This is a genomic window from Streptomyces sp. NPDC020983 (assembly GCF_044333485.1).
Classification (GTDB): domain Bacteria; phylum Actinomycetota; class Actinomycetes; order Streptomycetales; family Streptomycetaceae; genus Actinacidiphila.
The window spans coordinates 92,058-113,330 of record NZ_JBIRRA010000004.1 but is presented as its reverse complement, the minus strand read 5'-3'; the positions used below and the strand labels follow the sequence as shown (position 1 = coordinate 113,330).

Below are 21,273 nucleotides of genomic sequence, written 5' to 3'. Positions count from 1 at the left end.
CCGCCGGATGCCGCCGAGGTGCGCGCGGCTGTCGCCGCCTCGGTGTCGATCGCCGGAACGCTGCGGCGTCTCGGCCAGTCGGACGGCAGCAGGCAGCGGGCGCGGCTGCGCGAGCAGATGGCGGCGGCGGGAGCCGATGACTCGCACTTCCTCGGGCAGGCCCACCAGCGCGGCAGGCCGGGGCCCAAACGCGTGCGGCCGGCGGCGGAGGTGCTGGTGAGGCACGGGGGCGGCAGCCGGACGCGGACCGCCGTACTACGGCGTGCCATGGCGCAGATGGGCGTCGTGGAGATGTGCGCCCGGTGCGGTACGGGGCCGATGTGGCGTGGGAGGCCGATGACACTGGAGGTCGATCACATCAACGGCGACCGGAGCGACGACCGGCTGGCGAACCTGCGCCTGCTGTGTCCCAACTGCCATGCGGTCACGGGTACCTGGTGCCGTGGAGTACGGCACCGGGAGGACGGGTGAGCTGATGTCGGCGGAAGGGCACCGCTAGAATGGCCGGGCAACCGGCGGCGGTGGCGCAACGGCGACGCAGCAGATTTAGGTTCTGTGGCCCTTGATCGGGTTTGAGGGTTCGAATCCCTTCCGCCGCACCGAGACGGCCTGCGATTCGCAGGCGCGAAGCGCAGGCCGTACGCCCCCTCAGCCCAGGAGTTCGGCCACCATCGGGGCCAGCGCGCGGAAGGCCTTGCCGCGGTGGCTGATGGCGTTCTTCTCGTCCGGGGTCAGCTCGGCGCATGTGCGGGTGTCGCCGTCGGGCTGGAGGACGGGGTCGTAGCCGAAGCCGCCGGTGCCGGCGGGGGTGTGGCGGAGGGTGCCGGGGAGGCGGCCCTCGGCGACGCGGGCGGTGCCGTCGGGGAGGGCGAGGGCGGCGGCGCAGGCGAAGTGGGCGGCGCGGTGCTCGTCGGCGATGTCGGAGAGCTGGGCGAGGAGCAGGTCGAGGTTGGCGGTGTCGTCGCCGTGCCGGCCGGCCCAGCGGGCGGAGAAGATGCCGGGGGCGCCGCCGAGGACGTCCACGCACAGGCCCGAGTCGTCGGCGACCGCGGGCAGGCCGGTGCCCTGGGCGAGGGCGTGGGCCTTGAGGAGCGCGTTCTCCGCGAACGTGACGCCGGTTTCCCTCACGTCGGGGATCTCGGGGTAGGCGTCGGCGCCGACGAGGTCGACGTCGAGTCCGGTGCCGGCGAGGATCGCCCGCAGTTCGGTGACCTTGTGGGCGTTGCGGGTGGCGAGTACGAGGCGGCGCGTCATGGGCCCGATTATCCCGGGCGCGCCGGGCGCGTACCGCGTACGGGGGGCGTACGCGGTACGCGCGCGGGTCGGGTCAGGCCTCGGTGACGGCTTCGAGCGCCGCCTTCTGGGCCGCGGTCAGCTCGGCGCAGCCGTTCACCGCGAGGGCGAGGAGCGCGTCGAGTTCCGCGCGGTCGAAGGGCTGGCCCTCGGCGGTGCCCTGGACCTCGACAAAGCGGCCGTCGCCGGTGCAGACGACGTTCATGTCGGTCTCGGCGCGGACGTCCTCGGTGTAGGCGAGGTCCAGCATCGGCACGCTGTCGACGATGCCGACGCTGACGGCGGCGACCGTGCCGGTCAGCGGCCGGGACTTGGCCTTGATGAAGTGGTTGTGCTGCATCCAGGCGACCGCGTCCGCGAGGGCGACGTACGCGCCGGTGATCGCGGCGGTGCGGGTGCCGCCGTCGGCCTGGAGGACGTCGCAGTCGAGGACGACGGTGTTCTCGCCGAGGGCCTTGTAGTCGACGACCGCGCGCAGGGAGCGGCCGATGAGGCGGGAGATCTCGTGGGTGCGGCCGCCGATCTTGCCGCGGACGGACTCGCGGTCGCCGCGGGTGTTGGTGGCGCGGGGCAGCATCGCGTACTCCGCGGTGACCCAGCCTTCGCCGCTGCCCTTGCGCCAGCGGGGGACGCCCTGGGTGGCGCTCGCCGTGCACAGGACGCGGGTGTCGCCGAAGGACACGAGGACGGAGCCTTCGGCGTGCTTGCTCCAGCTTCGTTCGATGGTGACGGTTCGAAGCTCATCCGGCCTGCGGCCGTCGTTACGTGACATCCCCGCACCCTATCCGTGCGGGTCCCCGCCCTCCGCCGGCCGTGCCCGGCCGCCCCTCCGCCGCGCGGGTGCCGCCTTTTGCGCGGGGCGGCCCGCGTCCCCTTCGCGGGGCCGGCCGGCGCGTCTTCGCCGTGCCGGCCGGGGGGACGCCCCCGGGCCCCGCGGAGGGAGGGTGCCGTGAGGCGGCGCGCGGAAGGGGCTCGCTGCCCGGCGGCGGGGTGCGCGGCCGCCGCGGCGTGCCCGGCGGGGGCGTGCGCGGCCGCCCCCGGCAGGGTCACATCATGTCTTCGATGTCCGCGGCGACGGGGTCGGCGTCGGTGCCGATGACGACCTGGATGGCGGAGCCCATCTTCACGACGCCGTGCGCGCCCGCGGCCTTGAGCGCGGCCTCGTCGACGAGCGCGGGGTCGCGGACCTCGGTGCGCAGCCGCGTGATGCAGCCCTCGACCTCTTCGATGTTGTCGATTCCGCCGAGCCCGGCGACGATCTTCTCTGCCTTCGTGGCCATTGGTGTCTCCCTGTTTCCCTGACCCACCGCGGGTCCGTAATGTCACGGTAACGCACGGTTGGCCCAACTTCACGGGCGGTGAGCCGCCCCATGGACCACCATGTCGATCATGGATGCCGGTCACCCGCAGCCCCAAGTGGTCTACACCACTGTACGCGAGCGGCGCACCCGCGGAGCCACCCGGTGAGCGCCGCGGAGGCGGACGCGGGCGGGACCGTCCGCCGAAGCTGGGGCAGCAGGTTCTTCCAGGGCCTGCAGAAGATGGGCCGCAGCCTCCAGCTGCCGATCGCCGTCCTGCCGGCGGCCGGCATCATCAACCGGCTCGGCCAGGACGACGTCTTCGGCCCGGACGGCCTCGGCTGGGACCGCGTCGCGAAGGTCTTCGTGGGCGCGGGCGGCGCGCTGCTCGACGGCAACTTCGGCCTGCCCCTGCTCTTCTGCGTGGGCGTGGCCATCGGCATGGCCAAGCGCTCGGACGGCTCGACGGCACTCGCGGCCGTGGCCGGCTACCTGGTCTTCTTCGGCATCCTCACCCGCTTCCCGAAGGAGTGCCCGCAGGGCGCGACGTTCACGCAGCTGGGCCAGCTCGCGGGGGCGTGCACGCTGAAGGACGGGACGACGACGCTCGCCGAGTTCCAGACGCCGGGTGTCTTCGGCGGCATCGTGATGGGCCTGCTGACCGCCTACTTCTGGCAGCGCTTCCACCGCACGAGGCTCCCGGACTGGCTGGGATTCTTCAACGGCCGCCGCCTCGTGCCGATCGTCATGGCGGGCGTGGCGATCGTCTTCGCCGTGATCTGCCTGTTCATCTGGCCGCCGGTCGGCGACGCCCTGACGAGCTTCAGCAAGACGCTGGTGGACCTCGGCGCGTGGGGCGCGGGCGTCTTCGGTGTCGCCAACCGCGCGCTGCTCACGGTGGGCCTGCACCAGTTCCTGAACACCTTCGTGTGGTTCCAGTTCGGCGACTTCACCAAGCCGGACGGCACGGTCGTGCACGGCGACATCCCGCGCTTCCTGGCGGGCGACCCGACCGCCGGGCAGTTCCAGACCGGCTTCTTCCCGATCATGATGTTCGCGCTGCCCGCGGCGGCGCTGGCGATGACGCACACCGCCAGGCCGCACCGCCGCAAGGAGATCGGCGGCCTGATGCTGTCGGTCGCACTGACGTCCTTCGTGACGGGTATCACCGAGCCGATCGAGTACTCGTTCCTCTTCGTCGCGCCGCTGCTGTACGCGATCCACGCGGTGCTCACGGGCGTGTCGATGGCGCTGTGCTGGGCCCTGGGCGTCAAGGACGGCTTCAGCTTCTCCGCGGGCCTGATCGACTACGTCATCAACTGGAACCTGGCGACCAGGCCGTGGCTGATCCTGGTGGTGGGCGCGGGCTTCGCGGTCGTGTACTACGTGCTCTTCCGCGCGGCGATCCAGTATTTCGATCTGAAAACGCCGGGCCGCGAGCCGGAGGAGCTGGGCGAGCAGATGGAGCGCGACAACGTCAGGTAGCCGCCACGCCGTGTGACGGCGGCCCGAACCGTACGTGAGACCCCCTGGTCAGCAGGCCGGGGGGTCTTCGCTGTGCGTGAGCGGTGTGACGCAGCGCACCCGGAATCCCGCATTCCTTTACCCGTAGGGGTCGTGTAAAACTGGTCTACACCACTGAGTGGTATAGACCACGGAGGAATCTGATGACAACGGCCACGGCCACCGCCGGCACTCCGGCGGCCCCCGCAAAGAAGCGGGGATCCGGCCTCTTCCAGGGGCTGCAAAAGGTCGGCCGCAGCCTTCAGCTGCCGATCGCCGTCCTGCCCGCCGCCGGCATCATGGTCCGGCTGGGCCAGGACGATGTCTTCGGCGCGAAGGGGCTGCACTGGGACAAGGTCGCGTCCGTCTTCGCGAACGCGGGCGGCGCGCTGACCGGCGCCCTGCCGATGCTGTTCTGCATAGGCGTCGCCATCGGCTTCGCGAAGAAGTCCGACGGCTCGACGGCGCTGGCCGCCCTGGTCGGCTTCCTGGTCTACACCAAGGTGCTCCAGGCCTTCCCCGTCCACGACGCGATCATCAACACCACCGCCAACAAGGGTCAGGACGTCGCCGCGGTCTACAACGACCCGGGCGTGCTCGGCGGCATCATCATGGGCCTGCTGTCCGCGGTCGTGTGGCAGCGCTTCCACCGTACGAAGCTTCCCGACTGGCTGGGCTTCTTCAACGGCCGCCGCCTCGTCCCGATCCTGATGGCCTTCGTCGGCCTCCTCGTCGGCGTGTTCTTCGGCCTGGTGTGGGAGCCCATCGGCGACGGCATCACGCACTTCGGCAACTGGATGACCGGGCTGGGTGCCGGCGGCGCCGCGATCTTCGGCGGCGTGAACCGCGCGCTGATCCCGGTCGGCATGCACCAGTTCGTCAACGCGGTGGCCTGGTTCCAGATCGGCGACTTCACCGACGCGTCGGGGACCGTCGTGCACGGCGACATCCCCCGCTTCCTGGCGGGCGACCACAGCGCGGGCATGTTCCAGTCCGGCTTCTTCCCGATCATGATGTTCGGTCTCCCGGCCGCCGCCCTGGCCATGGCGCACACCGCCCGCCCGGAGCGCCGCAAGGCCGTCCTGGGCATGATGGTCTCCATCGGCCTGACCTCGTTCGTGACCGGTGTCACCGAGCCGATCGAGTTCTCGTTCATGTTCATCGCGCCGCTGCTGTACGTGATCCACATCGTGCTGACGGCGGCGTCGATGGCGATCACCTGGGGCCTGGGTGTGCACGCGGGCTTCAACTTCTCCGCAGGCCTGATCGACTACGCGATCAACTGGAGCCACGCCACCAAGCCCTGGCTGATCATCCCGATCGGCCTGGTCTTCGCCGTGGTCTACTACGTGGTCTTCCGGTTCGCGATCCTCAGGTTCGACCTCAAGACCCCGGGCCGCGAGCCCGAGGAGGAGATCGAGGACCTCACGAAGTAACGGACCACCCGCCCCGGCGTCCGGCCGGGCCCCGTACGGGTACGGGGGCCTGCTGCGCACCTGCCGGGCGCGCAGGGCGGGCGGGTGTGAGGCGGGCGTGGCCTGCCGGCTGTGTCACAGCTGGTAGACCGCGCCCGCCTTCGCCAGTTCCACGGGGCCGTCGAAGGCGGTGCGGGCGTCGCGCAGGTTGACGGCGGGGCTGGTCCACGGGGGGATGTGGGTGAGGACCAGGCGGGAGACGCCGGCGCGGGCGGCGATCTGGCCGGCCTCCAGGCCGTTGAGGTGGAGGTCGGGGATGTCCTCCTTGCCGTGCACGAAGGACGCCTCGCACAGGAAGAGGTCGGCGCCTTCCGCGAGGGCGTCGAGGGCGGCGCAGGGGCCGGTGTCGCCGGAGTAGGCGAGGGTGCGGCCCTGGTAGCCGAGCCGGAAGCCGTAGGCCTCGACGGGGTGGCTGACGAGGTCGGTGGTGATGTCGAAGGGGCCGAGGGCGAAGCGGCCGGGGGTGAGGGTGCGGAAGTCGAAGACCTCGCTCATGCACTTCTCGTCGGGTACGTCGCCGTACGCGATGTTGAGCCGCCGCTCGGTGCCGGCCGGGCCGTAGACAGGGATGACGGGGGCGGGGCCGCCGTCGTGCCGGTAGTAGCGGGCGACGAAGTAGCCGCACATGTCGATGCAGTGGTCGGCGTGCAGGTGGCTCAGCACGACGGCGTCCAGGTCGTACAGGCCGACGTGCCGCTGGAGTTCGCCGAGGGCGCCGTTTCCCATGTCGATGAGCAGCCGGAAGCCGTCCGCCTCGACGAGATAGCTCGAACAGGCCGAGTCCGCGGACGGGAAAGACCCCGAGCAGCCGACGACGGTGAGCTTCATTCCGGGAAACACCTCCGTGGGCGCGCCGCATTCACCCCATTCCTGAGGGCGTGGGGGTATTGGCGGAAGCGGTCCGCCATGTCTTGCGAGGGTAAGGCGCGGCACGCCGCACGGGGCCACCGTGGTACCCGTGTGTGGGCGGAATCACCAGTCCGGGGGTTCTTTTACGTCCCGTACGGCCGCACTTGGTGATTTGTGCGGCAGGCCCGGCGCGGCGCGCGTCCCGGGGGCGGCGCCCCGGGACGTGCGCCGGGGCGTCAGGCCCAGAGCTGGCCGTGCAGGGCGGCGACGGCCGCCTCGTCGCTGGGGGCGGTGTAGATGCCCGTCGACAGGTACTTCCAGCCGCCGTCGGCGACGACGAAGACGACGTCGGCGCGCTCGCCCGCGCGCTGCGCCTTGGCCGCGACGCCGAGGGCGGCGTGCAGGGCGGCGCCGGTGGAGACCCCGGCGAAGATGCCCTCCTGGGCGAGGAGTTCGCGGGTGCGGCGGACGGCGTCCTGCGAGCCGACCGAGAAGCGGGTGGTCAGCACGGACTCGTCGTAGAGCTCGGGCACGAAGCCCTCGTCGAGGTTGCGCAGGCCGTAGACGAGGTCGTCGTAGCGCGGCTCGGCGGCGACGACCGCGACGCCGGGGACCTTCTCGCGCAGGAAGCGGCCGACGCCCATGAGGGTGCCGGTGGTGCCCAGGCCCGCGACGAAGTGGGTGATGGTGGGGAGGTCGGCGAGGATCTCCGGACCGGTGGTGGCGTAGTGCGCGCCGGCGTTGGCCGGGTTGCCGTACTGGTAGAGCATGACCCAGTCCGGGTGCTCGGCGGCCAGTTCCTTGGCGACCCGCACGGCGGTGTTGGAGCCGCCGGCGGCGGGCGAGGAGATGATCTCCGCGCCCCACATGGTGAGCAGCTCGCGCCGTTCGGAGGAGGTGTTCTCCGGCATCACGCACACAATGCGGTAGCCCTTGAGGCGGGCGGCCATCGCGAGCGAGATGCCGGTGTTGCCGGAGGTCGGCTCCAGGATGGTGCAGCCGGGGGTGAGCCGACCGTCCGCCTCGGCCTGCTCGATCATGTGCAGGGCCGGGCGGTCCTTGACGGAGCCGGTGGGGTTGCGGTCCTCCAGCTTCGCCCAGACGCTCACCTCGCCGGACGGGGACAGGCGCGGCAGGCGGACCAGCGGCGTGTTGCCGACCGCCGCCAGCGGGCTGTCGTAGCGCATCAGGCCATGCCCCCGGCGACGGCGGGCAGGATCGTCACGCTGTCGCCGTCCTTGACGTCGGTCGCGATGCCCTTGAGGAAGCGGACGTCCTCGTCGTTGAGGTAGACGTTGACGAAGCGGCGCAGCTCGCCGTCCTCCACGACCCGGGCCCGCAGGCCGGCGTGCCGGGTGTCGAGGTCGGTGAGCAGCTCGTCGAGCGTGCTGCCGGTGCCTTCCACGGACTTCTCGCCGTCGGTGTAGGTGCGGAGGATGGTGGGGATGCGGACCTCGATGGCCATTCGTTCGCTCCAGTGAGTGCGTGGGGCATGCGGGGGTCGTGTCGCGGTGGCGACGCGGGCTGGCTGCGGTGCTGTGCGGGCCGTACGGGGTTCGTGCGGTCGTGCGGGTACGGGGCCCTTCGGCCCCGGGGCGCGGTGCGGCGGGGCGCGCCGTCAGTCGCCGGGGGCGGACGGACACGCCGCGCTGGTGCGGCGGCACAGGTCGACGTGCAGCCGCGCCACGAGCAGCGAGCCCGGCGCCTTGTCGCTCACGTCGGAGGAAACCATGGGCTCATCGTATCGATTCCCGCCACCGGCCCCAGGGCCTCGTCTCGGTATCCGGGACGTCAGGCGTACGAAGCCACTACTTTGACCGGCTCTTCGGTCACCGTGCCGTCCACGATGCGGAACGAGCGGAACTGCGGCTCCGAAAACTCCTCCGCGGTGGACACCAGGACGTAGTGCGCGCCGGGCTCGTTGGCGTACGAGATGTCGGTGCGCGAGGGGTAGGCCTCGGTCGCGGTGTGCGAGTGGTAGACGATCACCGGCTCCTCGTCCCGGTCGTCCATCTCCCGGTAGAGCTTGAGCAGGTCGGTGGAGTCGAACTCGTAGAAGGTCGGGGAGCGGGCGGCGTTCAGCATGGGGACGAAGCGCTCGGGGCGGCCGCTGCCCTCGGGGCCGGCCACGATGCCGCAGGCCTCGTCGGGGTGGTCGGCGCGGGCGTGGGCCACGATCGCGTCGTGCAGCTCCTGGGTGATGGTCAGCATGCAAGAAAAGTACAGCGCTCCCCCGCGCCCCTCCCCCGCCGGTGGCCGGTCTCACAGCCCCGCCGCCCCGGGCTCACAGCGCCGCCGCGTCGGGCGCGGCAGGGCCCTCCGGGGCGCCCGGCGCGGCCGGGCCGGCGGGCCGCGGCGGCAGGTGCGGGCGGCGGGCGAAGGCGGCGGGGTTGCGCCGACGCAGCGCCCGGTAGCCGGCCGCGAGCAGCGCGAACCACACCGGCACCCCGTAGAGCGAGACGCGGGCCTGGCTGTCGGCCCCGGTCATCACCAGCACGGCGGCGAGGAAGACGAGCGCGGCCCAGCTGGCGGCGGCCCCGCCGGGCGCGCGGAACCACGCGGGGGCGGCCCGCCCGGCGCGTACGGCGGCGCGGTAGCGGATGTGCGAGCCGAGGATGACGCCCCACGTCCACACGCCGGCCACCGTCGCGAAGGCGGTGATGTAGGTGAAGGCGCCTTCGGGGTCCACGTAGTTGATCCACACGCCGCCGCCCATCAGGGCCACCGAGGCGGCGGTGCCGGCCGCGGGGGTGCGGCGGCCGGTGAGGCGGGAGAAGAAGGCCGGGCCCTGGCCGTTGACGGCGAGGTCGCGCAGCATGCGGCCGGTGGAGTACATGCCGGAGTTGCAGGACGACAGGGCGGCCGACAGCACCACGAAGTTGACGATGCCGGCGCCGAAGGGGATGCCGATGACGGCGAAGGCGGCGACGAAGGGGCTCACGCCGGGCTGGAAGTGCGTCCAGGGCACCACGCACAGGATGACGGTGAGCGCGCCGACGTAGAAGAGCACGATGCGCCACGGCAGGGTGTTGATGGCCTTGGGCAGCGTCCTGCGCGGGTCCTGCGCCTCGCCCGCGGTGACGCCGACCAGCTCGACGGCGATGTAGGCGAACATGACGATCTGCAGCGTCAGCAGCGAGCGGCCCACGCCGTTGGGGAAGAAGCCGCCGTCGCGCCACAGGTGCCCGGCCGAGGCGGTGTCGCCGGCCGCGGACACCCCGAGGGTGATCACGGCGACGCCGATCAGGATCATCCCGACGATCGCGGTCACCTTGATCATCGACAGCCAGAACTCGACCTCGCCGAAGAGCCTGACCGAGATCAGGTTGGCCGCGAAGAGCGCCACCAGGAAGCCGCCGGCCGCCGCCCACTGCGGCACGTCCGGCCACCAGTACTGGACGTAGGTGGCCGCGGCGGTGACCTCGGCCATCCCCGTCACCACCCACATCAGCCAGTACGTCCAGCCGGTGACGTAGCCCGCGAAGGGGCCCAGGAACTCCCGGCCGTAGTCGGCGAAGGAGCCGGACACCGGGCGGTAGGTGAGCAGTTCGCCGAGCGCGCGCATGATCGCGAAGACCGCCGCGCCCGCGACCGCGTACATCAGGACGAGGCTCGGGCCCGCCTGGTGGATGGCGCGGCCGGCGCCGAGGAAGAGCCCGGTGCCGATGGCGCCGCCGATCGCGATCATCTGGATCTGGCGGCTGCCGAGCCCGCGTTCGTAGGCCGCGTCCGGGTCCCCTGCCGCGCCCGTGCCGCCGCCGGGGGCGGGGGTGCCGGGCGGTACGTCCTTCACGTCCGTCATGCCCGGATCAGTACCACGCGGGCGGTACGCCGGAATCCACGCTCCGCCACCCGGGGGGGGTGGCGGAGCGGGCCCCGGGGTCAGCCGGTGAGGGCCTCGACGAGGGACTCCTGGAGGCTGCCGAGCCACAGGTAGGCCATCACCATGGGCTTGCGCTCGTCGCCGTCGGGCAGCTGGTAGAGGCCGTTCTGGTCGTCCTCGCTGACGTCGAGGTACGTGCCGATGGTCAGCCGCAGGTCGTTGAGCGCGCCGAGCCACTGGCGGGCCTCGGGGGCCGGCAGGCGCAGTTCGGAGCCGTCGCGGTCGAGGCTGCGCACCATCGCGAGGGCGTCGTCGCGCTTGCGGGAGCGCAGGTCGTTCTCGGTGAAGCGGCGGAATTCCGCGGCGTAGCCGCCGTCCTCGTACGCGTCCGGGAAGAGCCTGGCCAGCGCCGGGTCCTCGGGCGGCTTGCTGGGACCCTCGGAGAACAGTTCGGCCAGCGGGTCGGCGTCGGCGCCGGCGGCGCCCGGGCCGGGGCCGATGAGTTCCAGCAGCTGCACGGCGAGCGTGCGCAGGATGGAGATCTCGTCCTCGTCCAGCAGGATCGCGACGCCTCCGCCGTCGACAGCCGTGAAGACGCCCTGCCGGGCGCGGCGGCGGGCCATCAGCGGTCCTGCGTCAGGGTCGCCCACAGTCCGTAGCCGTGCATCGCCTGCACGTCGCGCTCCATCTCTTCGCGGGTGCCGCTGGAGACCACGGCTTTCCCCTTGTAGTGGACGTCCTCCATGAGCTTGGTGGCCTTGTCCTTGGAGTAGCCGAAGTACGTCTGGAAGACGTACGTCACGTAGCTCATGAGGTTGACGGGGTCGTTGTGCACGAGCGTGACCCAGGGGACGTCCGGCTCCGGCACCTCGAACGGCGCTTCGCTCGACGCGGGGCGGGTCTCGACGGGCTCGACGGGCGCGACACTCACAGGTCCATGCTGCCGCCGGTGGGGGCTCTCGCACAAATGGGCGTGCCGTCGCCGGACGCGCGCGCACAACGCTGCCTCCTCCGCGCACCCCGCGCGCACGGCGTGTGAGGGGCCGCACACGGCAGAGATCTCGTCACTCTGACGAAATCGGGGGTAGCATCGGTGCCATGAGCACAGCAGAGCTGGGACTGCCGGTGGACGTGCCGTCCACCGCGCTTTTCACCGACCGCTACGAGCTGACCATGCTGCAGGCGGCCCTGCGCAGCGGCGCCGCACACCGCCGCTCGGTCTTCGAGGCCTTCACCCGGCGGCTGCCCGAGGGCCGCCGCTACGGGGTCGTCGCGGGCACCGGCCGGGTGCTCGACGCCGTCGAGAACTTCCGCTTCGACACGCCCGTCCTGGACTTCCTGCGCCGCGAGCAGGTCGTCGACGACGACACCCTCGACTGGCTCGCCGGCTACCGCTTCACCGGCGACATCTGGGGCTACCCCGAGGGCGAGGTCTACTTCCCCGGCTCGCCGATCCTGCGCGTCGAGGGCACCTTCGCCGAGGCCGTCGTCCTGGAGACCGTCGTCCTGTCGATCCTCAACCACGACTCGGCCATCGCCGCGGCCGCCTCCCGCATGGCCGTCGCCGCCGGCGGCCGCCCCCTCCTGGAGATGGGCGCACGCCGCACCCACGAGCTCGCGGCCGTCGCCGCGTCCCGCGCCGCCTACGTCGGCGGCTTCCGCACCAGCTCCAACCTCGCGGCGGGCTTCCGCTACGGCATCCCCACCGTCGGCACCAGCGCGCACGCCTTCACGCTGCTGCACGACACCGAGCGCGACGCCTTCACCGCCCAGGTCGAGTCCCTCGGCCGCGGCACCACGCTGCTCGTCGACACCTACGACGTCGCCGAGGCCGTGCGCGCCGCCGTCGAGATCGCCGGCCCCGGGCTGGGCGCGGTCCGCATCGACTCCGGCGACCTGCTGCTGCTCGCCCACCGGGTGCGGCAGCAGCTCGACGACCTCGGGGCGAAGGACACGAAGATCGTCGTGACCTCCGACCTCGACGAGTACGCCATCGCCTCGCTCGCCGCCGCGCCCGTCGACTCCTACGGTGTCGGCACCTCGCTCGTCACCGGCAGCGGGCACCCGACCTGCTCCATGGTCTACAAGCTCGTCGCCCGCGAGAGCGGGAACGGCGGCCCGCTCGTGCCCGTCGCCAAGAAGTCCATGGGCGGCAAGACCAGCGTGGGGGGCCGCAAGTGGGCCGCGCGGCGGGTGGACGCGGACGGTGTCGCGTCCGCGGAGGTCGTCGGCAGCGGTCCGGTTCCGGAGGAACTGGCCGGCCGGCAGCTGCTCGTGCCCCTCGTCCGGCGCGGGGACATCGTCGGGCGCGAGCCCCTGGAGGCGGCCCGGCTGCGCCACATCGAGGCCAGGGCCTCGCTGCCGCTGTCCGCGACCCAGCTCTCGCGCGGCGAGCCCGTCCTCCCCACCGAGGTGCTCTGACCGCGCGGCGGCGCCCGGGTCCCCGGCCGTCCGCGGAGGGGGCGCACGGGCCGGCCGGCCGCGTCCTGGAGGGGACACGCACACCCCGGCGTGCGGGCCGTCCGGGGGTGCGGGAGAATCCTCACGCTCAGGCCTTATCCATCCATCCGCCGGAAGGGCACTATGCACCGCGCACTCATCGTCGTCGACGTGCAGAACGACTTCTGCGAGGGAGGCAGCCTCGCGGTCGCCGGCGGGGCGGACGTGGCCGCCGGGGTCACCGACCTGATCGGGGAGTCCGCCGGGACCTACCGGCACGTGGTGGCGACCCGCGACCACCACATCGACCCGGGGGACCACTTCTCCGAGCACCCGGACTTCGTGACGTCCTGGCCGCCGCACTGCGTGGCGGGGACGGAGGGGGTCGGTTTCCACCCGAACTTCACGCCCGCGGTGGCCTCGGGAGCGGTGGACGCGGTCTTCGACAAGGGCGCCTACGCCGCCGCGTACAGCGGCTTCGAGGGGCAGGACGAGAACGGCACGACCCTGGCGGACTGGCTGCGGGCGCGGGACGTCGCGGAGGTGGACGTCGTGGGGATCGCGACCGACCACTGCGTGCGGGCCACCGCGCTGGACGCGGCACGTGCCGGGTTCGGGACCCGGGTGCTGCTGCGGCTGACCGCGGGTGTGGCGCCGGAGACCGTCGAGCGGGCGCTGGGCGAGCTGCGCGGCGCGGGCGTGGAGCTCGTCGACGCCTGAGTGCGCGTCCGCGCTCAGACGCGGTCGAGCGCGGATATCGGGTGCCAGGGGTCGGACGTCCTGGCACGGTAGTCGCGCCAGACCAGGCCGTCCGGGTGGTGCAGGACGGCGCTGATCTCGTCCGGCGTGGGCGGTTCCGCGTTGCCGGTGAGACGGGCGCCGCGGAAGCCGAGGTTGCTGAGCCGGGTGAGGGCGCGCTGCCGGTTGACGGCGTGCACCACGACGCGCAGCCGGTGGGACGCGTCGGCAGGGTGCGGCAGCGCGAGCGCCACGACCACCGTGCCGCCCGGCAGCTTGCTGAAGCCTCCGACCGCCATGGTCACATCGTGCGCCGTTCGGCCGCCGTCCACCAGCAGACGGCGGCCGAACGCATCGTCACCGCAGGTCAGACCCCTGGTGACGGGCTCAGCGGGCGGGGCCGACCTGCACCGTCACGGTGCTGCCGTCCAGCGGCTGGGCCAGGATGGTGATGCGCGTGTTGGTGTCGGGCACCTGCACGCTGCCGTACGGGTTGGCCGGGTCGTAGTAGGTGCCGTGGTGGTCGTCGAAGACCGGCGCCCCGGGCTTGGACCCGACGGTGGCCGCGGTCCCGTTGCTGTGCAGGGTGAGGCCCTGCGTCGGGTACCGGCTGAAGGTCGAGTCGTAGGCCTGGATGCGGTTGCGCATGAGCGTGCCGTCCGACCACTTCTCGGCCTTGGCGTGCGCGTCGACCGGCAGTATCTCGCCCTGGCCGGGGTGCAGGCCGACGTCGTTGTTGGCCTGCGAGGTGTCCCACAGCCAGATGAGCAGGCCGTTCTGGTACGGGAAGTGCTCGGCCTTCTGCGGGGCGGTGTTCAGCCAGCCGAAGTTGTACGGGCCGGTCCTGAGCGTCTGGTCGAAGGAGACGTACTGCCGGTTCTCCGCGATGTAGAACTCGGGGTAGTCGTCGGTGATGGACGCGCCGATGCGGGTGAAGCCCTTGGCCGTCCAGCCGTTGTCGTCGCCCTCGGCGCCGTCGCTGAGGACCGCCGAGCCGTCCGCGGTGACGCTGATCGCGTCGGCCGTGAAGCCCTTCTGCGCGACGCCGCCGTCGGTGAGGTAGCGGAAGCGCAGCTGGATCTGCCGGCCGGCGTAGGCGTCGAGCGGGAAGGACAGGTCCTCGTACGCGCCGCTGGTGCCGGTCAGCGCCGGGTAGCCGCCGCCGTCGCGGGGCAGCGCCCTGCCGTCGGCGGTGCCGTCGATCGGCGTCCAGTTGGCGCCGCCGTCCGTGGAGACCTCGGTGTAGAGGTAGTCGTAGTTCTCCTCGATGTCCCACCAGCCCTTGAGGGTGAGGGACGCGGACGCCTTGCCGGTGAGGTCCACCGGGCGGGTGAGCGTGTTGGACAGGTTGTCACCGCTGCCCGACCACCACTGCTTGCCGCCCTCGGCCGGCGGGGTGACCGTCGTGGTCACCGTCTTGTCCGGGAGGGTGACGATCAGTGCCTGCTTGTCCTCGGTGTGGTACTCGGCGACGCCCAGCTTGGTGGTGGAGCGCGTCGCGGCCTCGGCCGTGCCGTAGGTGAGCCAGCCCAGCTGGAGCTTGTCCCAGGCGTTCATGTCGCCGGGGCGGTCGCCGATGGCGTCGCCGCCCGTGCCGAGCCAGGACCCGGAGGACATGAGCGTCCAGAAGGCCGTGCTGTTCTCGCCGATGTACGTGGTGTCGTACTCGTCGGGCAGGCCGAGGTCGTGGCCGTACTCGTGGGCGAAGACGCCGAGGCCGCCGTTCTCCGGCTGGAGGGTGTAGTCGCCGACCCAGATGCCGGTGTCGCCGATCTGGGTGCCGCCCGCGCGGTTCCCCGCCGGGCCTGTGCGGCCGACGTCGGTGCCGTACGCGTACCAGCGGTGCGCCCACAGCGCGTCCGTGCCCTGCACGCCGCCGCCGGCGGACTCGTCGACACCGGCGTGCACGATCTGGAAGTGGTCGATGTAGCCGTCGGGCTCGTTGAAGTTGCCGTCGCCGTCGTAGTCGTAGCGGTCCCACTGGTCGTACTGCGCCAGGTCCGCCGCGATCTGGGCGTCGGTGCGGCCCTGGGCCTTCTGGTCCTGGACGTACGCGGCCGTCGCGTCGCGGATCAGGTCCCAGGCACTGGAGCAGGTGCTCGCGCCGCAGTAGTTGGAGCCGTAACGGGCCTCGTTCCAGGGCACCTTGACCCAGGCGGAGACCTCGCCGTCGACGGAGTAGCGGCCCGAGGACTGGCGCTCGTAGTAGGTGGCGAGCGAGTCCTTGCCGGAGCCGTGGCCGAAGTAGAGGTCCTGGAAGTGCGCCTGGTCGTAGTCGGCCTGCCAGGCGGTGCTGTTGTCCTCGGACCGGTCCGGCCGGGCGATCTCGTTGTGCGCCGGGCCCGGGTCGCCGCCGTACTTGGTGACGGGCTGCTCGGGGCCGTCGGGGCCGTCCGGGTCGTAGGTGCTGGTGCTGTCCACCTGGTCGCCGAACTCCGCGAGGATGGTGAAGATCTTGTCGGTCTTCTCCCGGCCCAGCTCGACGTACTTGGATCTGCCCTTGCCGCCCTTCGCGCCCGCGCCGCGGCCGAGGTCGACGACCTGCGAGCCGCCGATCTGCTGCACGGTGGCCCGGCCCGCGACGACCTGCTGGAGCGCGGCCGACCGCTCGGCGTCCTGCTGCTCGGTGAAGGGGCCCGGCAGGTCGTGGGGCTGGTTGCCCGCCGGGTCGTGGGACGAAGCCGCGGGCACGTCCGCCGGCGCGCCGGCCCGGTCCGCCCCGGCCGCACCCGCCGCGGTGGCGGTGGGCAGCACCCCCAGGACGGCGACGGCCAGGGACAGGGCGGCGGTGTGGGTGATCCTCCGCTGAATCTTCAAGATAAATTGACCTCCCCTTGGGAAAGGCCATTGCACCGGAGTGCCGGGGGAAAAAACAGATCTTGACTTGGGCATGGCAGGACAGTACGTTTACCGGCTCCACGGCACCGCTGAGCGGACGTCAGGCCCCGCGGACCCCCGTACCGGGCGCCCGCGGTGACGTTCCCTCCGGCCGTGCCCCCCGCCCGCCCCGCGTCCCGCACGGCATCGGACGCGCGTGCGACCCCGTGCGCCCCCTCGTGCACCGCGCCGGCGGTTAGGTTGTGCTTACCGGGTGGTGACCCCGGGCATGCCGAACACGAGCCACCCGTCAGCGTGCCCCCGCTTCGACGTACCCGAGGACGGTCCTTCCGATGCCACGTCCGACGACCGCGCAACTCGTCTACGGTTCCCTCACCGTCGTCCTGTCCACCCTCGCGGCTCTGCTGCTGTCCGACGTACGCTCCGGCGCCGCCGTCGCCGCCGTGGCCGCCGCCGGACTGGTGCTCGGCGTGCTCGTCGCCGTCGCCGTGACCATGCCGGCCGTGGCCCGCCGCCGCGCCGCCGCGCGTCCGGCGCCGCTGCGGCCCACCGCCGTACCGCTGCCCCGCTCCCGGGTGCCCGGCGGTGCGGAGCCCCGGCGGGTCGGCGAGCACAGCCTGCGGCGCTGAGACCCGGGGCGCCGCCGTCCCCTGCGTCCGGCGCCCCATCAGACGGCGGTCACGACCACGGTCCTGGCCGCCTTCTCGTGCAGCCCCTGCTTGTACGGCTTGTCGAACGCCACGGTGATCCCGATCAGCAGGAACCAGAAGCAGCTGCAGCAGAACGCCGGCAGCCACAGCACGGCGGCGCGCGCCGCCGCCGCGTTCGTCCCCGGCACGCTGCCGTCGGAGAGCATCGCGGCCCGCAGGCCCATCAGCTTCTTGCCCACCGTCTGGCCGGTGGACTTCGTCATGTACCACTCGTAGAGGAAGCCCAGGCCCGCGGTGAAGACGCCGCCGATCGCGGAGCGCCCGTAGCTCCAGTCGCTGCCGTTGACGCCGCCGGCCGCCCAGTCCAGCAGGCCCGCGGGGATCAGCACGACGACGATGTCGATGATGCGGGCGATCACGCGCTTGCCCGGGTCCGCGAGCGGGGGCATCCCGGGGAGGGGCTGCTGACCGCCGCCGCCCCCTCCGCCGTACCCGGGCGGGGGGCCGCCCTGGCCGGGCGGGGGGCTCCCGTACGGGTTCCCCGGCGGCGGGGGGTTCCCCCAGGGGTCGCCGCCCCACTGCCCGCCGCCCCCTCCCCCGGGCGGGGGGTTGTCGTACGGGTTGCCGCCCCCGGGCGGGGGGTTCCCGTACGGGTTGCCGGGCGGCTGCGGCTGGGTGGGCGGCGGCTGATCACTGCTCATGACCCGAGTGAAACCCGCGAGCTGACGGTGCGCCCGCCGCCAAGATCCATCCGGGGGACCCGGCCGTCGGCCCTCCGGGCGGCGCGTCAGGCGGCGGCGACGAACGTGTGGGAGGCCTTGTCGTGCCAGCCCTGGCGCCAGGGGCGGTCGAAGAGGACCCAGGCGACGCCGACGACGCCCACGGCGAGGGCGTTGAGGACCGAGCGGAGCGCCCAGCGGCGCAGACTGGCGCCGAAGCTCGGGGGGAGCTGGCCCTCGATGTCGAGCACCTTCAGGCCCATCAGCTTCTTGCCCGGGGTGCGGCCCCACCGTGCGGTCGGCAGCACCTCCAGGAGCACGCCCGCCAGGAGGGCGACGAGCAGGACGGCGCCCGCCTCCGCGCCCGTCGTGGCGTCCAGGAGCCACACCCTGACCGTCTCCCCGGTGAGCCTGGCCGCGTCGACCTTGTCCTTGGCGTGGTGGTACGCCGCCGAGCCCAGCGGCACCGCGGCCACCGCCGTGACGGCCGCGAAGAGCACGGTGTCGACGAGCCGCGCGGTGAGGCGGCGCCACAGGCCGCCGGGGCGGTCGTGGCCGCGCGCGGAGGCGAAGGGGTCGGCGGCGACCGGCCGCCACGGCACCGCGGCGCCGCCGTCCCTGGCGAGTTCCTGGACCTGCTCCGCCCAGGGCGCCGGGCCCTGCTGCGGCACCGCGGGCGGCGCGGCCACCGGGTGCGCGGGCGAGGGCGGCCCGACGGGCGAGGGCGTCGTCCACGAGGGCTGCTCGGGCGCCTGCGGCTGCGGCACGAGCGGCCGGGGCCCGTCCGGCGCGCCCCAGGAGATGGGCGGCAGGCCGCCGCCCGGCGGGTTCGCGGCCGGCGCCGGCCACACCGGCGCGGTGGGCGCGGGTCCCGGGGCGGACGCGGCGGCCGGCGGGCGGGACGCCGTGGGGCCGGGCCACACCGGGCCCCCGGTGGCAGGAGCCGGGGGAGCCGGGAAGGCGGAGGGGGCCGGCGCGGGCGGGCGAGCGGAAGGGGCGGGCTCCGGCTCTCCCTGGACGGCGGCGGGCGCGGTCGGATCGGCGTCCAGGAAGACGGGACCGGACTCGTCCAGGGCGGGCCCGGTGGGCGGGGCGGGTGCGGAGGAGGCGGCCGGTGCGGCGGAAGCGGGCGCGGGGCGGCTCGTCCCCGGCACCCAGGACGTGCCGTTCCAGTACCGGATGTAGTTCGGAATCGACGGGTCCGGGTAGTAGCCCGGCGCCGGAGACGACGAGCCGCCGGCCCCGGCCGCGCCGGAAGGACCTGAGGGACCAGAAGGGGGAGCGCTCATGGGTCACAGCTTCCGTATCTGCTCGGCCAGGGGATACAGCGTCCAGACATACCAGAACCGGGGGTCGGTTGGGCCCGCGCCACCGCGCGCCACCCCGTCTGCCACGTCATTACCCGTCCGCGCCGACGCGCGCCCCCTCTTCGAGAATTTTGAACCGGAAACCGCGAAGTCGCGTAATGGTGAGGGAGGCACGCGCTCTCTCCAGGTGCAGGCCCCGATCGCGACACCCGCCAACTGGGGCCACCGCGCCAAGGAAAGGACGTCGACCCGATGCAGACCGTGGTGGAACGCGAACTCGAGATGCACCTGGTGCTGTCGCCCGAGCGCAGCATCCCGGTGCCGGCCCGGCTGGTCTACCGCACGGACGACCCGTTCGCCGTGCACATCACCTTCCACGTGGGCTCCGACGTGCCCGTCAACTGGACGTTCGCGCGCGAGCTGATCGTGGAGGGTGTCTTCCGCCCCTGCGGGCACGGCGACGTGCGGATCTGGCCGACGAAGGCCGGCGGCCGCAGCGTGCTGTGCATGGCGCTCAGTTCGCCCGACGGCGAGGCGCTGCTGGAGGCGCCGTCGTCACCCGTCGCGTCCTGGCTGGAGCGCACCCTGCGGGCGGTGCCGCCGGGCACCGAGCACGAGCAACTGGGCATGGACGACGGCCTGGAGCGGCTGCTCGCCCCGGCGGCGGGCGACGACCTGTGGCTGCGCGACCCGTGGCAGGACTCCTCGGACGACGCCCCCGACGCCGGTGCGTGAGGCTCCCCGTCCGGGGGAGCCCGCGCCGGGCCGGCGTCAGAAGACCTTGCCGGGGTTGAGCAGGCCCTTGGGGTCGAACACGGCCTTGATGCCGCGCTGGAGCTCCATGCCGGTGCGGCCGACCTCCCGGGCCAGCCACTCGCGTTTGAGCAGCCCCACCCCGTGCTCGCCGGTGATCGTGCCGCCGAGCTCCAGGCCGAGCGCCATGATCTGGTCGAAGGACTCCCGGGCCCGCCGGGTCTCGTCGGCGTCGTGGCGGTCGAAGCAGACCACGGGGTGGGTGTTGCCGTCGCCCGCGTGCGCGCACACCCCGATGGTCAGGCCGTGCTTCGCCGCGATCGCGGCGACCCCGTCGAGCATCTCGGCGAGCCGCCCGCGCGGTACGCACACGTCGTCGATCATCATCGCCGTCGACACCTTCTCCAGTGCGGTGAGCGACAGCCGCCGCGCCTGGAGCAGCATCTCCGACTCCGCCGCGTCCTCCGCCGGCACCACCTCGGTCGCACCCGCGGCCGTGCACAGCTCCGCGACCCGCGCGAGGTCGGCCGCCGCGTCCGGGGTGTCGAACGCGGCGAGCAGCAGCGCCTCGGTGGACTCCGGCAGCCCCATCCTCGCCATCGCGTTGACCGCCCGCACGGTCGTGCCGTCCATCAGCTCCAGCAGCGAGGGCACGTGGCCGCCCGCCATGATCGCGCACACCGCGGCGCCCGCGGCGGCGGCCGAGGGGAACTCGGCGGCCAGCGCGAGCTGCTGGGGCGGCGCGGGCCTGAGCGCGAGCACCGCCTTGACGACGACCCCGAGGGTGCCCTCGGAGCCCACGAACAGCCGCGTCAGGTCCAGCCCCGCGACGCCCTTGGCCGTCCGCCGCCCGGTCGTCACCAGCCGCCCGTCGGCCAGGACGACGTCCAGTCCGAGCACGTACTCGGCGGTGACGCCGTACTTGACGCAGCACAGGCCGCCCGCGCCCGTCCCGATGTTGCCGCCGATCGTGCACTGCTCCCAGCTCGACGGGTCCGGCGGGTAGTACAGCCCCTGTGCGGCGACCGCGCGCGACAGCACGGCGTTGACGACGCCGGGTTCGACGACCGCGATCCGCTCGACGGGGTCGATCTCCAGGATCCGGTCCATCTTCGCGAGCGACAGCACGATGCAGCCGTCCACGGCGTTGGCGCCGCCCGACAGGCCGGTGCGCGCCCCCTGCGGGACGACCGGCACGTCGTGGGCGGACGCGGTCCGCAGCACGTGCTGGACCTCCTGCGCCGTCCGCGGCAGCACGACGGCCAGCGGCGTGCCCGCCGCGGAGAAGCCCGCCATGTCCGCCGAGTACGCCCCCGCGACCGCGGGGTCCGTGATCACTGCCCCGCCGGGCAGCCCGGCCGCCAACTCCTCGATGACCTCACCCATTCCCCCACCTTCGCATCCGCGGCGCCCGCCGCACCAGGGCCTGCCCCGCGCAGGGCCCCGCTCCCGGGGGCGCGGCCCGCCGCGGGGCGCTCGCCCCGCGGGGGCGCGGGAGCCGCGCGCCGGGCCGCCCGCGCGGCGCGGTGTGACGTCGGTCGCACGGGGGCGGGGGGCCGAGCGTCGGGGGCGAGGGCCGGGCCGCAGG

General features: G+C 73.1%; 23 protein-coding genes and 1 tRNA gene. 8 read left to right on the top strand and 16 right to left on the bottom strand.

Annotated features, from left to right (window positions below; translation table 11 throughout):
• The first annotated feature begins 18 nt into the window (after positions 1-18).
• A complete protein-coding gene (locus ACH4SE_RS09625; protein ID WP_398542772.1) occupies positions 19-471 on the top strand; it encodes an HNH endonuclease in 453 nt (150 codons plus the stop codon).
• Between the two features lie 44 nt (positions 472-515).
• A tRNA-Leu gene (locus tag ACH4SE_RS09620) sits at positions 516-599 on the top strand.
• Positions 600-648: 49 nt separating this feature from the next.
• Here the strand turns inward: ACH4SE_RS09620 and rdgB are convergent.
• From rdgB to ACH4SE_RS09605, 3 genes are all read right to left on the bottom strand, one after another.
• Positions 649-1,254 (bottom strand): RdgB/HAM1 family non-canonical purine NTP pyrophosphatase, encoded by a 606-nt coding sequence (gene rdgB / locus ACH4SE_RS09615; RefSeq protein ID WP_398542771.1) that lies wholly within the window; start codon positions 1,252-1,254, stop codon positions 649-651.
• A gap of 73 nt (positions 1,255-1,327) precedes the next feature.
• Positions 1,328-2,065, bottom strand: coding sequence for a ribonuclease PH (rph, locus tag ACH4SE_RS09610; protein WP_398542770.1), 738 nt, complete (start codon positions 2,063-2,065; stop codon positions 1,328-1,330).
• A gap of 274 nt (positions 2,066-2,339) precedes the next feature.
• A complete protein-coding gene (locus ACH4SE_RS09605) occupies positions 2,340-2,573 on the bottom strand; it encodes a glucose PTS transporter subunit EIIB (RefSeq protein WP_398542769.1) in 234 nt (77 codons plus the stop codon).
• A 261-nt stretch (positions 2,574-2,834) separates the two neighbouring features.
• Here ACH4SE_RS09605 and ACH4SE_RS09600 point away from each other — a divergent pair, with 261 nt between their 5' ends.
• The gene (locus tag ACH4SE_RS09600; RefSeq protein ID WP_398543181.1) at positions 2,835-4,076 is read left to right on the top strand and encodes a PTS transporter subunit EIIC; all 1,242 of its coding nucleotides are present in this window, start codon (positions 2,835-2,837) and stop codon (positions 4,074-4,076) included.
• Between the two features lie 182 nt (positions 4,077-4,258).
• A complete protein-coding gene (locus ACH4SE_RS09595; protein ID WP_398542768.1) occupies positions 4,259-5,530 on the top strand; it encodes a PTS transporter subunit EIIC in 1,272 nt (423 codons plus the stop codon).
• Positions 5,531-5,644: 114 nt separating this feature from the next.
• Here the strand turns inward: ACH4SE_RS09595 and ACH4SE_RS09590 are convergent, their stop codons facing one another.
• The 8 genes from ACH4SE_RS09590 to clpS form a co-directional block, all read right to left on the bottom strand.
• A complete protein-coding gene (locus ACH4SE_RS09590) occupies positions 5,645-6,397 on the bottom strand; it encodes an MBL fold metallo-hydrolase (protein ID WP_398542767.1) in 753 nt (250 codons plus the stop codon).
• A gap of 257 nt (positions 6,398-6,654) precedes the next feature.
• The gene (locus tag ACH4SE_RS09585; RefSeq protein ID WP_398542766.1) at positions 6,655-7,605 is read right to left on the bottom strand and encodes a PLP-dependent cysteine synthase family protein; all 951 of its coding nucleotides are present in this window, start codon (positions 7,603-7,605) and stop codon (positions 6,655-6,657) included.
• Positions 7,605-7,883 (bottom strand): MoaD/ThiS family protein, encoded by a 279-nt coding sequence (locus tag ACH4SE_RS09580; RefSeq protein ID WP_398542765.1) that lies wholly within the window; start codon positions 7,881-7,883, stop codon positions 7,605-7,607. Before ACH4SE_RS09580 ends, ACH4SE_RS09585 begins: the two co-directional genes overlap by 1 nt.
• A 153-nt stretch (positions 7,884-8,036) precedes the next feature.
• Positions 8,037-8,150: a putative leader peptide gene (locus ACH4SE_RS09575; protein WP_398181125.1), complete on the bottom strand. Its 114-nt coding sequence runs from the start codon at positions 8,148-8,150 to the stop codon at positions 8,037-8,039.
• Positions 8,151-8,209: 59 nt separating this feature from the next.
• The gene (locus ACH4SE_RS09570) at positions 8,210-8,629 is read right to left on the bottom strand and encodes a Mov34/MPN/PAD-1 family protein (protein ID WP_398542764.1); all 420 of its coding nucleotides are present in this window, start codon (positions 8,627-8,629) and stop codon (positions 8,210-8,212) included.
• A gap of 73 nt (positions 8,630-8,702) precedes the next feature.
• Entirely contained in the window at positions 8,703-10,220 is a 1,518-nt protein-coding gene (locus ACH4SE_RS09565) for an amino acid permease (protein WP_398542763.1), read from the bottom strand.
• 80 nt (positions 10,221-10,300) lie between these two features.
• The gene (locus ACH4SE_RS09560; RefSeq protein WP_398542762.1) at positions 10,301-10,864 is read right to left on the bottom strand and encodes a DUF2017 domain-containing protein; all 564 of its coding nucleotides are present in this window, start codon (positions 10,862-10,864) and stop codon (positions 10,301-10,303) included.
• On the bottom strand, positions 10,864-11,172 hold the full coding sequence (gene clpS / locus ACH4SE_RS09555; protein WP_398542761.1) for an ATP-dependent Clp protease adapter ClpS: 309 nt from the start codon (positions 11,170-11,172) through the stop codon (positions 10,864-10,866). The genes ACH4SE_RS09560 and clpS overlap by 1 nt, the downstream gene beginning before the upstream one ends.
• 167 nt (positions 11,173-11,339) lie before the next feature.
• Between clpS and ACH4SE_RS09550 the strand changes: the two genes are divergently transcribed.
• Positions 11,340-12,662 (top strand): nicotinate phosphoribosyltransferase, encoded by a 1,323-nt coding sequence (locus ACH4SE_RS09550; protein ID WP_398542760.1) that lies wholly within the window; start codon positions 11,340-11,342, stop codon positions 12,660-12,662.
• A gap of 162 nt (positions 12,663-12,824) precedes the next feature.
• Positions 12,825-13,400 (top strand): isochorismatase family protein, encoded by a 576-nt coding sequence (locus tag ACH4SE_RS09545; RefSeq protein ID WP_398542759.1) that lies wholly within the window; start codon positions 12,825-12,827, stop codon positions 13,398-13,400.
• A gap of 14 nt (positions 13,401-13,414) precedes the next feature.
• On the opposite strand, the gene ACH4SE_RS09540 is transcribed toward ACH4SE_RS09545, so the two are convergent.
• Both ACH4SE_RS09540 and ACH4SE_RS09535 read right to left on the bottom strand, forming a co-directional pair.
• Positions 13,415-13,717 carry a hypothetical protein gene (locus ACH4SE_RS09540; protein WP_398542758.1) on the bottom strand — a complete coding sequence of 101 codons (303 nt, stop codon included), beginning with the start codon at positions 13,715-13,717 and terminating at the stop codon, positions 13,415-13,417.
• Between the two features lie 88 nt (positions 13,718-13,805).
• Positions 13,806-16,235: an immune inhibitor A domain-containing protein gene (locus tag ACH4SE_RS09535; RefSeq protein ID WP_398542757.1), complete on the bottom strand. Its 2,430-nt coding sequence runs from the start codon at positions 16,233-16,235 to the stop codon at positions 13,806-13,808.
• A gap of 353 nt (positions 16,236-16,588) precedes the next feature.
• Between ACH4SE_RS09535 and ACH4SE_RS09530 the strand changes: the two genes are divergently transcribed.
• Entirely contained in the window at positions 16,589-16,885 is a 297-nt protein-coding gene (locus ACH4SE_RS09530) for an MMPL family transporter (protein ID WP_398542756.1), read from the top strand.
• 38 nt (positions 16,886-16,923) lie between these two features.
• On the opposite strand, the gene ACH4SE_RS09525 is transcribed toward ACH4SE_RS09530, so the two are convergent.
• Complete coding sequence (locus ACH4SE_RS09525; protein ID WP_398542755.1) at positions 16,924-17,607, bottom strand: RDD family protein; 684 nt, start codon at positions 17,605-17,607, stop codon at positions 16,924-16,926.
• Positions 17,608-17,693: 86 nt separating this feature from the next.
• A complete protein-coding gene (locus ACH4SE_RS09520; protein WP_398542754.1) occupies positions 17,694-18,914 on the bottom strand; it encodes an RDD family protein in 1,221 nt (406 codons plus the stop codon).
• A gap of 270 nt (positions 18,915-19,184) precedes the next feature.
• On the opposite strand from ACH4SE_RS09520, the gene ACH4SE_RS09515 reads away from it, so the two are divergent.
• Complete coding sequence (locus ACH4SE_RS09515; RefSeq protein ID WP_398542753.1) at positions 19,185-19,667, top strand: SsgA family sporulation/cell division regulator; 483 nt, start codon at positions 19,185-19,187, stop codon at positions 19,665-19,667.
• 36 nt (positions 19,668-19,703) lie between these two features.
• Here the strand turns inward: ACH4SE_RS09515 and ACH4SE_RS09510 are convergent, their stop codons facing one another.
• Positions 19,704-21,071 (bottom strand): FAD-binding oxidoreductase, encoded by a 1,368-nt coding sequence (locus ACH4SE_RS09510; protein ID WP_398542752.1) that lies wholly within the window; start codon positions 21,069-21,071, stop codon positions 19,704-19,706.
• Between the last annotated feature and the right edge of the window lie 202 nt (positions 21,072-21,273).

Bases quoted from the DNA above. Each gene is read 5' to 3' on its own strand.
- rdgB (WP_398542771.1), bottom strand. From the start codon at position 1,254: ATGACGCGCCGCCTCGTACTCGCCACCCGCAACGCCCACAAGGTCACC.
- rph (WP_398542770.1), bottom strand. From the start codon at position 2,065: ATGTCACGTAACGACGGCCGCAGGCCGGATGAGCTTCGAACCGTCACC.
- ACH4SE_RS09605 (WP_398542769.1), bottom strand. From the start codon at position 2,573: ATGGCCACGAAGGCAGAGAAGATCGTCGCCGGGCTCGGCGGAATCGAC.
- ACH4SE_RS09600 (WP_398543181.1), top strand. From the start codon at position 2,835: ATGGGCCGCAGCCTCCAGCTGCCGATCGCCGTCCTGCCGGCGGCCGGC.
- ACH4SE_RS09595 (WP_398542768.1), top strand. From the start codon at position 4,259: ATGACAACGGCCACGGCCACCGCCGGCACTCCGGCGGCCCCCGCAAAG.
- ACH4SE_RS09590 (WP_398542767.1), bottom strand. From the start codon at position 6,397: ATGAAGCTCACCGTCGTCGGCTGCTCGGGGTCTTTCCCGTCCGCGGAC.
- ACH4SE_RS09585 (WP_398542766.1), bottom strand. From the start codon at position 7,605: ATGCGCTACGACAGCCCGCTGGCGGCGGTCGGCAACACGCCGCTGGTC.
- ACH4SE_RS09580 (WP_398542765.1), bottom strand. From the start codon at position 7,883: ATGGCCATCGAGGTCCGCATCCCCACCATCCTCCGCACCTACACCGAC.
- ACH4SE_RS09575 (WP_398181125.1), bottom strand. From the start codon at position 8,150: ATGGTTTCCTCCGACGTGAGCGACAAGGCGCCGGGCTCGCTGCTCGTG.
- ACH4SE_RS09570 (WP_398542764.1), bottom strand. From the start codon at position 8,629: ATGCTGACCATCACCCAGGAGCTGCACGACGCGATCGTGGCCCACGCC.
- ACH4SE_RS09565 (WP_398542763.1), bottom strand. From the start codon at position 10,220: ATGACGGACGTGAAGGACGTACCGCCCGGCACCCCCGCCCCCGGCGGC.
- ACH4SE_RS09560 (WP_398542762.1), bottom strand. From the start codon at position 10,864: ATGGCCCGCCGCCGCGCCCGGCAGGGCGTCTTCACGGCTGTCGACGGC.
- ACH4SE_RS09550 (WP_398542760.1), top strand. From the start codon at position 11,340: ATGAGCACAGCAGAGCTGGGACTGCCGGTGGACGTGCCGTCCACCGCG.
- ACH4SE_RS09545 (WP_398542759.1), top strand. From the start codon at position 12,825: ATGCACCGCGCACTCATCGTCGTCGACGTGCAGAACGACTTCTGCGAG.
- ACH4SE_RS09540 (WP_398542758.1), bottom strand. From the start codon at position 13,717: ATGGCGGTCGGAGGCTTCAGCAAGCTGCCGGGCGGCACGGTGGTCGTG.
- ACH4SE_RS09530 (WP_398542756.1), top strand. From the start codon at position 16,589: ATGCCACGTCCGACGACCGCGCAACTCGTCTACGGTTCCCTCACCGTC.
- ACH4SE_RS09525 (WP_398542755.1), bottom strand. From the start codon at position 17,607: ATGAGCAGTGATCAGCCGCCGCCCACCCAGCCGCAGCCGCCCGGCAAC.
- ACH4SE_RS09520 (WP_398542754.1), bottom strand. From the start codon at position 18,914: ATGAGCGCTCCCCCTTCTGGTCCCTCAGGTCCTTCCGGCGCGGCCGGG.
- ACH4SE_RS09515 (WP_398542753.1), top strand. From the start codon at position 19,185: ATGCAGACCGTGGTGGAACGCGAACTCGAGATGCACCTGGTGCTGTCG.
- ACH4SE_RS09510 (WP_398542752.1), bottom strand. From the start codon at position 21,071: ATGGGTGAGGTCATCGAGGAGTTGGCGGCCGGGCTGCCCGGCGGGGCA.